General features: G+C 65.0%; 13 protein-coding genes and 1 riboswitch. Of the genes, 11 read left to right on the plus strand and 2 right to left on the minus strand.

All coding sequences use genetic code 11. The features are described from left to right. Positions 1 to 131: 131 nt before the first annotated feature. Positions 132 to 482, plus strand: coding sequence for a ribosomal subunit interface protein (locus AB0N05_RS16035; RefSeq protein WP_364693637.1), 351 nt, complete (start codon positions 132 to 134; stop codon positions 480 to 482). 20 nt (positions 483 to 502) lie between these two features. On the opposite strand, the gene AB0N05_RS16040 is transcribed toward AB0N05_RS16035, so the two are convergent. Together AB0N05_RS16040 and AB0N05_RS16045 are read right to left on the minus strand one after the other, a co-directional pair. After that, positions 503 to 1,618, minus strand: coding sequence for an esterase-like activity of phytase family protein (locus tag AB0N05_RS16040; RefSeq protein ID WP_364693640.1), 1,116 nt, complete (start codon positions 1,616 to 1,618; stop codon positions 503 to 505). Between the two features lie 1,084 nt (positions 1,619 to 2,702). Next, positions 2,703 to 3,563: a LuxR C-terminal-related transcriptional regulator gene (locus AB0N05_RS16045; RefSeq protein ID WP_364693643.1), complete on the minus strand. Its 861-nt coding sequence runs from the start codon at positions 3,561 to 3,563 to the stop codon at positions 2,703 to 2,705. A gap of 55 nt (positions 3,564 to 3,618) precedes the next feature. On the opposite strand from AB0N05_RS16045, the gene AB0N05_RS16050 reads away from it, so the two are divergent. From AB0N05_RS16050 to AB0N05_RS16095, 10 genes are all read left to right on the plus strand, one after another. Further along, the gene (locus AB0N05_RS16050) at positions 3,619 to 5,277 is read left to right on the plus strand and encodes an AMP-binding protein (RefSeq protein ID WP_364693646.1); all 1,659 of its coding nucleotides are present in this window, start codon (positions 3,619 to 3,621) and stop codon (positions 5,275 to 5,277) included. Between the two features lie 91 nt (positions 5,278 to 5,368). Further along, a complete protein-coding gene (locus AB0N05_RS16055; RefSeq protein WP_364693649.1) occupies positions 5,369 to 7,072 on the plus strand; it encodes an AMP-binding protein in 1,704 nt (567 codons plus the stop codon). A gap of 44 nt (positions 7,073 to 7,116) precedes the next feature. Beyond that, complete coding sequence (locus AB0N05_RS16060; protein ID WP_364693652.1) at positions 7,117 to 7,308, plus strand: hypothetical protein; 192 nt, start codon at positions 7,117 to 7,119, stop codon at positions 7,306 to 7,308. A 108-nt stretch (positions 7,309 to 7,416) separates the two neighbouring features. Next, the gene (locus tag AB0N05_RS16065) at positions 7,417 to 8,328 is read left to right on the plus strand and encodes an AraC family transcriptional regulator ligand-binding domain-containing protein (protein ID WP_364693655.1); all 912 of its coding nucleotides are present in this window, start codon (positions 7,417 to 7,419) and stop codon (positions 8,326 to 8,328) included. An 82-nt stretch (positions 8,329 to 8,410) separates the two neighbouring features. Continuing rightward, positions 8,411 to 9,403, plus strand: a complete 993-nt coding sequence (locus AB0N05_RS16070) for an AraC family transcriptional regulator ligand-binding domain-containing protein (protein ID WP_364693658.1) — start codon at positions 8,411 to 8,413, stop codon at positions 9,401 to 9,403. 195 nt (positions 9,404 to 9,598) lie between these two features. After that, positions 9,599 to 9,790 (plus strand): hypothetical protein, encoded by a 192-nt coding sequence (locus AB0N05_RS16075; RefSeq protein ID WP_364693661.1) that lies wholly within the window; start codon positions 9,599 to 9,601, stop codon positions 9,788 to 9,790. A 53-nt stretch (positions 9,791 to 9,843) separates the two neighbouring features. Next, positions 9,844 to 10,017: riboswitch (M-box (ykoK) riboswitch) on the plus strand. Positions 10,018 to 10,550: 533 nt separating this feature from the next. Continuing rightward, on the plus strand, positions 10,551 to 10,757 hold the full coding sequence (locus AB0N05_RS16080; protein ID WP_364693664.1) for a hypothetical protein: 207 nt from the start codon (positions 10,551 to 10,553) through the stop codon (positions 10,755 to 10,757). Between the two features lie 41 nt (positions 10,758 to 10,798). Then, positions 10,799 to 12,556, plus strand: coding sequence for an ABC transporter permease subunit (locus AB0N05_RS16085; protein WP_364693667.1), 1,758 nt, complete (start codon positions 10,799 to 10,801; stop codon positions 12,554 to 12,556). 65 nt (positions 12,557 to 12,621) lie between these two features. Then, positions 12,622 to 13,908, plus strand: coding sequence for a nitrate/sulfonate/bicarbonate ABC transporter ATP-binding protein (locus AB0N05_RS16090; protein ID WP_364693670.1), 1,287 nt, complete (start codon positions 12,622 to 12,624; stop codon positions 13,906 to 13,908). A gap of 259 nt (positions 13,909 to 14,167) precedes the next feature. Beyond that, a complete protein-coding gene (locus AB0N05_RS16095; RefSeq protein WP_364693673.1) occupies positions 14,168 to 14,635 on the plus strand; it encodes a hypothetical protein in 468 nt (155 codons plus the stop codon). Positions 14,636 to 14,656 lie beyond the last annotated feature (21 nt).

The following is a 14,656-nucleotide window of genomic DNA, read 5'->3' on the forward strand; positions in this document are numbered from 1 at the left end:
GCGCCGAGCGGCCACATACCCTTTCCGCGCCGCCACGACGAGGTGACGTTTCCGACCTGCCCGCCGCCGCGAAAACGGGTAGTGTCGGATTTGTCAGCAAGTTCTCGGCAATCCGAGAGAGTGGAGATGCCATGCAAATCCAGGTTTTCGCCGACAAGCACATCGGCGGTGGTGCGGCGCTCATCGAACAGGCACAGGACACCATCGAATCGATCCTCGATCGCTTCGCCGAACACCTCACCCGCGTCGAGGCCCACATCACCGATGTGAACGGCCACAAGGGCGGGTCGGAAGACAAGCAATGCAACCTGGAGGCCCGACCCAAGGGCCAGCCACCGGTCGCCACCAGCCACAAGGCCCCGACCGCGGAAGAGGCTTACATCGGCGCCGCCGAAAGCATGGCCCACCTGCTCGACAGCCGCTTCGGCAAACTCCACCACGCCAAGGGTGGCGAATCCATCCGCTACCTGCACGCCGACTGATCCGCCGCGCGGGCCGTCCCTCAGCTTCCGCTCACCGACAACAGGTGAAATGTGGTGCGGCCCGCCCGCCCGAAGTTATTGTCCGACACCACGATCAGCGATCGCGAGCCATCCGCCAGCCTCGGACCCCAGGTCAGGCCCTCCACGCATTGCGGGTCGATCCCGGCGGCGCGGAAGTCGAACAAGAGCTTCTTGGTCATCGGCTTCGCGGACTCGGGTGCGGACGCCATGCCGGTCACCTCATCCGCTCCGGCAGTGGAGGTTTCGTAGATCCGGCCGGTGAAGCCCAGCACCGGTATTACACTGCGCTCCAGGGTCAGATACCGATCTCCGCCGAGCGACAGAATCTCGGAAACGCCTGAGGCTGACGGCATTTCGCCTAGGGCGGAGCGGCTCACGGGGTAGATGTACTCGGCCGCGTCGACTCCGCTATCGCGCCGGACCTGCACCATTCGTGCGCGGCTCTCCGTGGTCGGACCGGCCGCCGGACCATCCTGCACCAGGGCATTCTCGCTGACGGCAACGACGGTCGAGCCGCCGTCCACCAGATCCATGCTCTCGAAACCAAGATTGTCCCGAATCCCCGAAACCCCCTGCCCGGCATCATCGAGCCGTGGCGTGAAGGCATCCGGGACCGGAAGCTCTCTGACGAATCGCCCATCCAGCCGGGCCTCCCGAATGAACCCGGGCTGCCCAACCTTCGCCTCACCCTCGCTGGTGTAGAGGAAGCCTCGATGATCCGGCGTCCACCGAATCGATTCCGGGTCGATGGATCTCGCTGCGTATTGCGCGCCGTCCTTATCGAAAAGCTCAACGAGGCTGTGGAATTCAGGGAACCCCAGCTTCCCATCCGCCCCGATCGGCAGGCTCAAAGTGTAAGCCCGAGCAGGCCCCTCCTCTCCCCGGTTGTCACTGATAGCGAGATAGCTGTCCCCGCCCGCCCAATAGTCGACCCCCGACAACCCACCAACCCGATACCCGCCGAACTCGAAGTCATCCCCCACCGTCACCTGATCAAGGTGCCGAACAGTCAACCCCTCCGCCGCCAGCCGATCCTCGGCCCCCGCCGCCCCGGACACTCCGACTGCACCCGCCACCACCGTCAGCACCACGACCATGGCACGCATTCCACTCATCGGTCGTTCCTACCAGATGCCACACCCCGGAACCCGGCTCGGCCTTCGGCCATCGCTTTCATTAACCGCACCGGTCAGAAACACGACTCGGATAGCTCGTGCCCAAAGCGCACGGCAGTACGGATATAGCGTGGTCGCCTCGCCTGCCGTACCCGACTTTGGCTCCCCAGCCCGGAGCCGTCACCTCTCGTCCCAGCCTGGCTGAAAGGCTGTGGTCCCGTTCCGGGACCAAACCCCAAAGAACAAGAGATATAAGAACAAAACCCAAAGACGCCCGGACAAGAAGGGACAAAACCTCAAGAACAAGACTCGAGACACCCTCCGTGGATGCCTCCCCCTGGCTCGCTGCGCTTCGCGTCCCGGACCTCGCTGCACTTCGACTCCACCGGCTCATTCTCCAAGGGGGACCTGCGGGTGCGTCGAGTTGCGGGTGGCGGGAGTCAAGTTTCGGTGGCGGGAGTCGAGTTTCGGTGGCGGACGTCAAGTTTCGGGTGGCGGGCGTCAAGTTTCGGGTGGCGGATGGTGAGGGAGCTCTGGTGGTGGGAATTCCGGCGTGTCCCCACCACCACAGCTCCCTCACCCCGCCGACCGGCGTGTCGAGCCGCGCCACGCCGGTGCCGGGGTCGCTGGTTCATCGAGTGGGACATGAGCCGGGGTTTTGTCCGGATCGACCAGCCTCATGTCCCACTGAACGTGTTCCACCCCCAGGGGAGGCGCAGCGGCGGGCCTCCCCGCTGGCGACACGCCGGGAAGCCGGTATGGAAGCCCCCAGAGGGCCTGCCCGGCAACGAAATCCGGCGAACCGGGCAAGAGCACGCGCGGGCCGGGCCGCGTGACGGCGTGTCGCGCTGACCTTTTCGCCGAGAGGGGACATGAGCCGGGGTTTTGTCCGTTTACCCCAGCCTCATGTCCCTCCTGAACGTGTTCTACCCCCGAGACGCGCAGCGGCGGGGGCATGGGAGGCCTCCACGGCTGCTCGTTGGTCCTTGTTCTTGTCTTGTGTCTCTTGTTTTGTCTCTTCTTGTCCAGGCGTCTTTGTCTTTTGTCTTGAATCTCTTGTCTTTTCGTCTCTTGCTCTCCCCAGCTACGGCAGCAAGCCGAGGCGCCTCGCCCGGACTACGGCTTCGTGGCGGGTGTGCGCACCCAGTTTGGTCATTGCGCTGCGGAGGTAGCTCTTGACTGTCTCCGGGCGGAGTGAGAGGCGTTGGGCTGCTTCGCTGTTCGTGCAACCGAGGGCTATTTGGGATAACACGTCCAGCTCGCGGGGGGCGAGGGTGATCTCCTCATCTGGGGCGGGGACGCCGGATACCAGCCTTGCGAGCTTGTCCGATACTTCACGAAGCCGGACCCGGGCCCGGCCATTCGGAATTGACTGGGTGATTCCGCGAAGCTCGGCGTGCAGATCCCGGAGTTGTTCGGTGATGATTGCGTCGGGAGTGGGGGGCGCGGGCTGGGTGGAGTGGAGGCGGAGGCGGCGGTCTACCTCGTCTCGGATGGCTAGTTCGATGCTCAGGCGGCGGGCGGATTGGAGCATTTCGTCGGCTATGCGGTCGCCGATTACGCCGGATTCTCGGTTGGCTACGTAGAGGACGGCGCGGGCTTCGCCGCTTACGACTACCGGGACTGCTACTACTGCGCGCAGGCCCTCACCCAGGACAGGCATGTCGTAGTGGTGGGTGATGGTGGAGGCTGAGCGGTAGTCGGCTACCGAGCGGGGGGTGCGGGTGGCTACGGCGGCTCCGCCCAGGCCGGAGCTTTGGGCGACCACCAGGCCTCGCATGCCGTTGGTGCGGGTGCCTACGAACTCGCTCAGGATGAGGGTGCCCTCGTGGACCGTGCCGCCGAAGACCACCGGGAGCTGGGAGGCTGTGGCGATTGTGCGTAGTTCGGCGCGTAGGGCGTCGGCGTCGCTCGGGCGCAGCAGGGCTTCGGTGTCGGGGGGCATCAGGTACCCCTTTCCGGGGGTAGTCGGCTCCAACTGTGACGTAGATCCTATCCATGTGAGCACAAGCACGGGTCGGGTCCAGTCGGCGAGCTACTCCTTCGGGGTGTGGGATGCGCCCCTGTTGGGGGACACCATCGGGGCGAATCTGGATCGCACGGTGGCGGCACATCCGGGGCGGGAGGCCTTGGTCGACTACACGACGGGCATTCGGTGGACGTATCGGGAGTTCGCGGCGGAGGTGGATGCGCTGGCATTGGGGTTGCTGGCCTCGGGGGTCGGCAAGGGCGATCGGGTGGGGATCTGGGCGCCGAACTGCCCGCAGTGGACATTGACGCAGTATGCGACTGCCAAGATCGGCGCGGTCCTGGTGAATATCAATCCGGCGTATCGCGAGCATGAGCTGCGATATGTGTTGCGGCAGGCGGGGGTTCACACGCTGGTCGCGGCGCCGTTCTTCAAGACCTCCGACTACGCGGGCATGATCACGGCGGTCCGGCCGGAGTGCCCGGAACTCGAGCAGGTGGTGCTACTGGACAGCCCGCAATGCCGTGGACTGTTCGATACCGGGCGCGCCGCCAATCCGGAACAGTTGACGCTGGCGCAGGCGGGGCTGTCCACCGACGATCCGATCAATATCCAATACACATCGGGCACAACGGGTTTCCCCAAAGGCGCGACGCTCAGCCATCACAATATCCTCAATAACGGCTGGTTCGTCGGTGAGCTGTGCGGTTACACCGAGAAGGACCGCATCTGCATTCCGGTGCCGTTCTATCACTGCTTCGGCATGGTGATGGGAAATCTGGCCGCTACCAGCCATGGGGCCGCCATGGTGATTCCGGCTCCGGCCTTCGATCCGCGGTCGACGCTGGAAACCGTTGCGGCGGAACGGTGTACCTCGCTCTACGGGGTGCCGACCATGTTCATCGCGGAGCTCGCGGACCCGGAGTTCGATTCCTTTGACCTGTCCAGCTTGCGGACCGGGATCATGGCGGGATCACCGTGTCCGGTGGAGGTGATGAAGCAGGTCATCGAGCGAATGGGCATGCGGGAGGTGGCCATCTGCTACGGCATGACCGAAACCTCACCGGTTTCCACGCAGACCCGCCGCGGCGACTCGCTGGCACAGCGCACGGGGACGGTGGGGCGGGCCGGACCGCATATCGAGATCAAGATTGTGGATCCGGTAACCGGCCTGACGGTGCCGCGCGGTGAGCCGGGCGAGTTCTGCACGCGTGGCTACTCGGTCATGCTCGGCTACTGGAACGAGCCCGAGAAGACCGCCGAGGCAATCGATTCCGCCCGCTGGATGCACACCGGTGACCTGGCGACAATGGATGACGACGGGTACATCGCCATCACCGGCCGGATCAAGGACATGGTGATCCGGGGCGGGGAGAACATCTACCCGCGGGAGATCGAGGAATTCCTCTACACCCATCCGGACATTCTGGACGCTCAGGTGATCGGCGTGCCCGATGCGAAATACGGCGAGGAACTCATGGCATGGATTCGTATGAAGGAGGGTACAAAGCCCCTGAGTGCAGAAACCCTGCGCGAGTTCTGCGCCGGACGGCTCGCGCATTTCAAGATCCCCCGCTACGTGCACATCGTCGACGAGTTCCCGATGACGGTGACCGGCAAGATCCGCAAGGTCGAGATGCGCGAGATCTCCGCGCGACTGCTCGGCCTGTCCGCTCAGGAGGACGCATGACCGAGTCAGGGCCCGGAGGCGTCGCTCCTCCTCCCCGCGTTTGCCTGCGTAACCCCGCAGGGCCCCTCGGGCATGCGAAGAAAGGCGCAGCATGACCAGCAATACCGAGCTATATCGCGAAGCGCGGGACCGACTACTCGAGGTCACCACCGACTACGAGACCGCGCTGCGCACCTTCGAGTGGCCGCAACTCACCGGAACGTTCAACTGGGCCATCGACTGGTTCGATGTTATCGCCCGCGACAACGACGGCATCGCACTGTGGATCGTCGAGCAGGACGGCGAGGAGAAGCGAATCAGCTTCGCCGACATGGCCGCTCGCTCCGATCGGGTGGCGACCTGGCTGAAGAGCCTGGGGGTCGGCAAGGGTGATCGGGTCATGCTCATGCTCGGCAATCAGGTCGAGCTATGGGAGGCCATGCTGGCGGTGGCCAAGCTGGGCGCGGTCATCATGCCGACCACCGGCGCACTGGGCCCCGCGGACCTGATCGATCGAATCGAGCGTGGCGGTGCGGGTTTCGTCTGCGCGAACGCGACCGATGCCCCGAAATTCGCCGAGGTTCCGGGCGAGTACACCCGAATCTCGGTGGGCGAGAAGGTGACCGGTTGGCACGACTATGCCGAAGCCGCCACGGTGGCCTCGGAAGGACCCTTCGACGCCGTCACCGAGGTCACCGATCCGCTGCTCGTCTACTTCACCTCCGGCACTACCAGCAAGCCGAAGATGGTCCAGCATTCCCAGATCAGCTACCCGGTCGGTCATTTGTCCACTATGTACTGGATCGGACTTCGCCCCGGTGACGTGCATTTAGCCATCAGCGCACCCGGCTGGGCCAAGCACGCGTGGAGCTGTTTCTTCACTCCGTGGCTCGCCGAAGCGACCGTATTCGTCTACAACTACGGCCGTTTCGACCCGGAAGCCCTGCTCGAGCAGCTACGATCCGCGGAGATCAATACCTTCTGCGCCCCACCCACGGTGTGGCGCATGCTCATTCAGGCCGAACTCGGCGACAAACCCTCTGGTTTGCGAGAGATTCTCGGCGCGGGTGAGCCGCTCAATCCCGATGTCATCGCCCAGGTTGAGAAGGCGTGGGGCCTCACCATCCGTGACGGCTTCGGCCAGACGGAAACCACACTGCAGGTTGGGAATACGCCCGGCCAAGCCGTCAAACCTGGATCGATGGGCCGTCCCGCCCCGGGTGTACCGGTGGTATTGGTCGATCCGATTACGGGGGAACCGTCCGACGAGGGTGAGATCTGCCTCGATCTGGCCGCGGCCCCGATGAATCTGATGACCGGCTACCTCGGCGATCCGGAACGCAATGCCGCGGTCATGGACGGCGGCTACTACCACACCGGCGATGTGGCCTCCCGCGACCGCGATGGCTACATCACGTACATCGGTCGCACCGACGACGTCTTCAAATCCTCGGATTACAAGGTGTCGCCGTTCGAGCTGGAGAGCGTGCTGATCGAGCATCCGGCCGTGGTGGAAGCAGCCGTCGTACCGCAACCCGACGACACCCGGCTGGCCGTGCCCAAGGCGTACATCGCCTTGGCCGCCGGCTGGGAGCCCAACCGCGAAACCGCCCGCAGCATCCTCGAATACGCCCGCGACCACCTCGCCCCCTACCTGAGGGTGCGTCGCGTGGAATTCGCGGAACTACCGAAAACCATCTCCGGCAAGATCCGCCGGGTGGACCTGCGCCACCGCGAGGAGCAGGTCCACGCCACCGGCGAACCCAGCACCACCGAGTACCGCTACGAGGACGTTCTCACCGATACAAAGCCCTGATCCCAGCTCTTCGTTCTCCCCTACGACCAGATCGGAGCCAGAGAGTGCCCCACACCGTGGAAACCGCCACCGCTTACGTCATCGACGTGCTCGAAGCCAAGGGCACGGCCAGCCGCGAGGACTTCGACGTACCCGGCATCGTCAGCGCGACGCACAATATCGCGGAGACATGGGATTTCCGCTCGGTCTGCCATACCAGGTTCTGGGGCATCGTGGCCAGCTTCCTGCGACCCTGACGCCAGCAAACATAAACGGACATCTGACCGGACAGTGCGGCGAATTCCTGGGATTCACCCGGGCATTCGCCGCACGATTGCTTGATGCACACCTCCGACACCGTTCTGATGCCAAGGTTCATCCTGTCTCGTGCGGCAGCGGCGGGCATCGATCCGAACCGGCTGGCGCGCGAGGCCGGGATGCCCACCTGGTTGCTGGCCGATGACAATGCCCGCGTGCCCAGCGAGTTCTATCCCCGATTGTGGGAATTGCTCGAACATGAAGTGGGCGACCAGGATACGACGCTCCGGATGGTCGGCGGATATCGCGTCGGCGCGCTGGGGCTCTTCGATTACCTGATCTCCACGGCCGACACGCTCGGCGAGGGACTCGCGGTGGTGGGGCCCTACGTCGGGTCCGTGAGCACCAATTTCCGCATGGATCCCGGCGAACAGACCGAGACCGAATCGACCTTCAACCTGTACATGATCAATGCGGAGGGGCGCGGCCGCGATCTGTCGGTGCAATCCTCGCTGGGCATCCTGGTGTCACGGATCCGTCAGGTGACGGGGCGTCCGGTCGATCCCGTGAGCGTGGCCTTCCGCCAGAACGCACCCCAGCGGCACGATGCCTTCACCGAACATTTCGGTACTGCCAGAGTCGATTTCGGCGCACCCGTCGACAGCATGACCTACCGGCTCAGCGATTTCGACCTGCCGCAGGTCACCGCCGACCCCATGCTGGCCGCGGTGCTCCGCCGCTATGCCGCGAGCATGCCACCGCCGCCCCCGCACGCCACCGAATGGCCCGATCGGGTCGCGGCGGGACTCGAACACGAGCTCCGCGAGGGCGAGCCCGCGCTCGATCAGGTGGCACGCCGATTGTTCACCAGCCCGCGGACCTTGCAACGCCGCCTGGCCGAATCGGGAACAACATGGAGCATGGAGGTCGATCGAGCCCGCAAAAGACATCTCGAACAGCTCGACGCGGCCGACGCCCGCGCGACCGAGTCGCAATTCGCCGACCCTGACCGCGAATAGTGTTCCGCCACTGCGCTAGTGCGCACCCGAGCCGGTGCGCTACCGGGTACACCGGCCCTCGCGCCAGTGCGCACCCGCACCTATGAGTGCCCGGCCGGCCGGGACGGACAGCATCCTCATGCCCCGCTTCGTCCTGAACCGGGCGATCGGTGCGGGACTGGACTCCGAGCGGCTCGCTCGCCTGGCCGGTGTACCCGGCTGGGCGGAAGGCGGTGAGGCCACCCGCGTCTCCAGCCGATATTGCCTGCGGCTGTGGGAGCTGCTGGAAGACGAGACCGGCGAGGCGGCAGTAGCGCTTCGAGCCGCTGATGACAGCACCGTCGGCGAACTCGGGCTGCTCGAATATCTCGTCCTCTCCGAGCCGACGCTGGGCGCTGCCTTCTCGGTCTGCGTACACCGGACCGGCGCCCTGACCACGAGCTACAGCCTGGTGATCGGCGATCGAACCGATCGAGAGGTCACCTACGAACTCCGGACCGCCGTCGAGGACAGCCGTGGGCGCGAACTGCTCACACACTCCGCCTTCGCGTTCATGATCGGTCGCGCTCGCTGGGCCACGCGCTGCCAGGTGGATCCGCTGCGGGTGACATTCCGCGAACCCGAGCCGCGCTCGCGCGTCGCGTTCGAGGAGTTGTTCGGCACCGCGACAGTCGATTTCGGGACTGCGGCGGACACGATCACGCTGCGCGCCCGCGATCTGGAACTGCCGATGAAGACGGCCGATCCGGGACTCGCCGCCGTCCTGCGCGGCTATGCCGCCAGCATGCCCGAGCCCGCACAGTTCGCGGCGACCTGGATCGACCGGGTGGCCGCCGTGCTCGACGCCGCGCTGCACGAGGGCGTGGCGACCCTCGACGTCGTGGCCCGCCGACTCCTGATCTCGCCCCGATCGCTGCAACGGCGACTGGCCGAGTCCGGCACCAGCTGGCGCAGGGAACTCGACGGTGCGCGCCGCCGTCGGCTCGAGCGCGCCGTCCACCTCCCCCGAGCACGGCAGGCGCAATATCTCGGCTATGCGGATCCAGCCAGCCTGCGCCGAGCGGTGCAGCGCTGGCAAGAACGCGATGATGGCTGACCTGAGGGGTTCCGGCAATCGAAACCTCTACGCCCGCAGCATGTTCTAGCAACATCGCAGCGACATTTCGGCAACAGCAGAGTTGACGTGTCCTGAACGGAGTTGGCGCATTCTGCACTCCCCCGGACTGTACGACGTAATGAGACTGGACGAACCGTATGACATCCCGGCCCGGTACTCGATTGGAGCTCGCCCATGCCCCACACCGCAGAAACCGCTACCGCCTTCGTCATCACAGCCCTCGAGGCCAAGGGCACCGCCACCCGCGAGGACTTCGACATCCCCGCGATCGTCTGCACCACCTACAACCTCACGCAGACTTGGGATTTCCGCGCGGTCGACCGCTCCCTGTTCTGGAACATCGCCGCCACGTTCATCGAGGCATAGCGAGAATTTCCAATCGGAAATTGACTTTCGTGCGGACCTTCTCTAGATTCGGTATCGCACCTCGATAGGCGAGGCTCCTGCACGAACACAGGCCACTGATCTGACGACGTCGAGAGACGCCCAAGGTTAGGACAGATTTCTCCGGATTAAGGGGTTATCCAAGGTGGCTTTCCGGATCTTCCGGAACACGTCGTGCAGTGCCGAAGCTTTGACGAGAGGGGTGTTCGAGTCCCGCTCCGGCGGGGCACCCTCCCCCGCGTGCGCCGACGTATCTGCGTTCTACCAGCGAGGAGGTGTGCCATCCGATGATGCCCGACGACAGTCCGGAGCCTCCGGACCACCCCCTCCCAGCCGAATCCGGCCGATAACCATCACCGCACGCCGCATCGTCCATTCGACGTGCGCGTAATTCTCCGATAATTCGGCAGCAGCCGCGCTGCCGAATTATTCGTGTGCGCAATTCCGACCGAATTCGGCAATTCGCAATAGCCCATGCCCGTACGCACGATCGTGCGATACGGCAATCAATGCTGCCCGCTGCGCCTGCTACAGCACGCCCGCGTGGACGGCCGCTTTATCGAGGGAACAACCCGATGAGAATTCGCATGATCACACTCGCCGCCGCGGCGACCGCCGCCGCCCTGGTCGGCAACCAGGCCACCGGCTGGGCCGACCCGACACAACGGGAGTCGCGCGCCACCGGCGTGACCACCACCCCCTCCATCGGCGGCGAGGCCCGAATCGTCGACCGATCGGTTGCGTGGGCCTCGGCCTCGTCGGCGCGGCCACCATGTCCCTGCCCGGCGCGATCATCGGCTGTCTCACCGGCGCGGTCACCGGGGCCGGTATGGGCATGGTCGTATTCAACCTTCTCATCGGCGTACCGGCGCTGATCGCCGCAGCCGTGCACTACTACAACGTCATGGCCGCCCCACCCGCACTCGACACCGCGGCAGCGAACGACTGAGACCGGGCGGCAACGCCTCTCGGTAAGAGGGAATCAGAGCAATGACTCTCGAACTCGCAATTCCGAACAGCCCCAAGACATCCCCCGATGCCCGACGCGTGCGCGGCGGTCTCCGGCCCGCCGACTACTTGTTGATCACCGCCGGGGTCGTTCTGATCATTGTGGTGCTCAAGCTGTTTCGCGATATGTCGGTGCCGTGGGTGCCCGGCGACAGCCCGGACACCGTCTCGACCGATCCAGCCAATCTGCCCTACTACGCCGCGCGGACCATGCTGCGCATGTTCCTCGGCCTGGGCGCGTCGATCATCTTCACGCTGATCGTCGGCCAATGGGCCGCGCGCTCCAGGCGGGCCGAGAAGGTGCTCATCCCGGTACTCGACATTCTCCAGTCGGTGCCGGTGCTGGCCCTGGTGTCGATCACGGTGACCGCGTTCGTGGCCATGTTCCCCGGCTCCTACCTGGGCGCGGAGGCGGCATGCATCTTCGCCATCTTCACCGCGCAGGCCTGGAACATGACGTTCGCCTACTACCAGGCGCTGCGCAATATGCCCCGCGACCTCGATGAGACGGCGCGCATGATGCGGCTCACCCGCTGGCAGCGGTTGTGGCAGTTGGAGATTCCGACCGCCATGGTGCCGATGATCTGGAACGGCATGATGAGCTTCGGCGGGGCCTGGTTCATGCTGGCGTCTTCCGAGGTGATCAATGCGGCGGGCAGTGATCAGGCATTGCCCGGCATGGGCAGCTTCATCGCGGCGGCCACCGCCGATGCGCAGGTCGGCACGCTCATGCTCGGCGCGGTCGTGATGGTCATCAGCATTGTGCTGGTGAACGTGCTGTTCTGGCGGCCGTTCACCGCCTGGGCCGAGCGATTCCGGATCGAGAACACCGAAAGCGCGCTGGCGCCAAGGAGTCTCGTGCTCGACCTGCTGCGCCGGACCACCGTGCCGGGCCGGATCGGGCGACGGCTGCGGCCGGTCGCCGATCGTGTGGATCGCGCCATGCGGGTATTCGGGCGCAGCACCCGCTCCGCCTACGACAACCGATCAGGCAGCGCCGCAGGGGATTTCCTCTTCTTCGCGCTGGTGTTCGGCGTGGTCGGCTGGCTCATCTGGAAGCTGGCCACCTACTTCGAAAGGACCGTCGGCTTCGACGAATTCGGCCCGGCCGCGCTCATGGGCATGGCCAGCCTGAGCCGCGTGATCGTCCTGCTGGTCTTCTCCACCCTCGTGTGGGTGCCGATCGGCGTATGGATCGGTATGAACCCGCGGGTCTGCCGGTTCGCGCAGCCGGTGGTGCAGGTGCTGGCCAGCTTCCCGGCGCAGTTCCTGTACATCTTCGTGATCGCGGCGCTGACCTATACCGGCATCTCGCTCAATATCGGCGGCACCGTGCTGATGGCGCTCGGCGCGCAGTGGTACGTGCTGTTCAATGTGATCGCGGCGGCCGGGCAGATCCCGACCGATCTGCGCGAGGCCATGGACGATCTGGGCGTGCGCGGGCGGGAACGCTGGAAGTCCTTGATATTGCCCGCGATCGCACCGGGTTATCTCGTCGGCGCGATCACCGCGTTCGGCGGGGCATGGAACGCCACGCTGGTCGGCGAGGTGGTTGATTCCGGAAGCACGCATCTCGAGGCCTTCGGCCTGGGCGCGTACATCACCAACGCCACCATCGACAACGACTTCGCGAAGGTGCTGCTCGGCACCACGGTCATGAGCATCGTGACCGTCACCATCAACCGCCTGGTCTGGCGACGGCTGCAAGCGAAGGCCGAGAGCCGCTACTCCCTGACCTGAGACACAACACCGATTGACACACAACGCCGCCTGAAACACAACGCTTTTCGAAATGGAGGACCGCGATGTCCACCCCCATCATCACCGTAGATCGCGTCACAAAGAGCTTCACCAATCCCTCCGGCGAGCAACTGCCGGTGCTGTCGGAGGTCTGCCTGGAACTGCGCGAGGGCGAAATCGTCGCGCTGCTGGGCAAATCCGGCTCCGGCAAGTCCACGCTGCTGCGGATTATCGCCGGACTGGTCAAGCCCTCGGCGGGGACGGCCCGGCACGGCGACACCGAGATCACCGAGCCGGGCGCGAGCACGGCCATGGTCTTCCAGACCTTCGCGCTCCTGCCCTGGCTGACCGTGTGGCAGAACGTGGAACTCGGGCTGCGCGCCCAGGGGGTTCCCGTGGCGGAGCGCGCGCCGCGCGTCACCGCGGCCATCGACATGATCGGTCTGGACGGCTTCGAGAACGCTTATCCCAAAGAGCTTTCCGGTGGTATGCGCCAGCGTGTCGGGTTCGCCCGCGCCTTGGTCGTCCAGCCGGAGGTGCTGCTCATGGACGAGCCGTTCTCGGCGCTGGATGTACTGACCGCGGAGAACCTGCGCGGTGAGTTGATCCGGCTGTGGGCGCAGACCGCCTTCCCCACCAAGACGGTGCTCATGGTGACGCACAATATCGAGGAGGCGGTGCAGCTGGCCGACCGAATCCTGGTGCTGGACAATAATCCCGGCCGCATCAAGGGTGAGATCAAGGTCGGGCTCGAGCATCCGCGTGACACCCGCGGACGGCATTTCCTCAATATCGTGGATCAGGCCTACCGGCTGCTCACCGACGGCGCGTTCGACGGTGACCGGCATGCCATCGCGCCCACGCCCACCACGCGGCCACTGCCCGATGCCAGTGTGGACGGGATCGGCGGCATGCTGGATCTGGTCGCCGCACAGGGCGGTTGCGCCGATATCCCGGAGCTCGCCAGCGGGCTGCGTTTCGAAATCGACGACATCATGCCGCTGGTGGACGCCGCCGGACTGCTCGGGCTGGCGACGACCTCGGGCGGGGAGATCGAACTCACCCTCGACGGCCACAATTTCGCCGAGGCCGATATCAACAAGGCCAAGGAGATCTTCGCCCGGCTGGCCCGGGACAAGGCCCCACTGGTGGGAGCCATCGACCATGCGCTGGCCAATGCTCACAATAATCAACTGCGCGACGGCTTCTTCCTGGATCTGCTGCGTCGCGGCTTCACCGAGGACGCCGCGCAACGGCAGCTGCGAACCGCCGTCGACTGGGGGCGGTACGCGGAGCTGTACGAGTACGACGCCGATGAACGCCTGCTCACCCGGCATCCCTTCGAGTCATGACGGGTGCCGACCGGTCGCTTCTCACAGCGAATGAAATTCAAAATGCAACTACCACTTACTCGGACAAGGAAATTCACGCGTTCGTTCGACGAAATCAACCCGACTGCAAGAATTCGGCGATTTCATGATAAACGTTCCGCTACAATAATTTTCGTGCGCCCGTAGAGCCGCCGGAGTAGAACGAGCGACACTTCTGGTTTATGCCGCTCCAGACCCTGACGGTTCGTTCGAGTTACGAACCCAGCGCAGGGGGTATTTGGTGAGCGAGGAAATGCCGACAACGATGGTCGAGCCCTTGCCCGACGAGCCCGCCACCCCCTGGGTGCGGCGATCGGACTCCGAAAATGGTTTCGGAACAAGCGATTCCGAGCATCCCCGGGCCCTGCGTGGCGACGTCATACCCCAACAGTGGATGGTCCGAGCGGTGATGCTGATGGATCCCGATCTGGTGCAGTCACTCCCGGCGGGCGTGGTGGTGGCCGCCGATCTGGATCTGGCGGCCGAGCAGGTGTGCAACCGACTACCCTCCCCCGGCCTGGCAACCGGCGTCTGCTATCTGCTCGCCACCCCCAGTTCCGTACAGATCGACCCGGTCTCGGGCCGACTGGTCACGGTGGCGCGCTCCGCCTGGGTGAAAAGCGTCCGCCAGGCCGCCGACGGCTGGGCCTGCGGCAGTTGGGTTCCGGCCCACGGAGTACTGGGAGCACTGCACCCCGAACCCGGATGACATGGAACGAGCGTCCGCCCG

Origin of the sequence: Nocardia sp. NPDC051030 (assembly GCF_040683015.1) — a bacterium.
In the GTDB taxonomy this organism is placed as follows: Bacteria; Actinomycetota; Actinomycetes; order Mycobacteriales; family Mycobacteriaceae; genus Nocardia.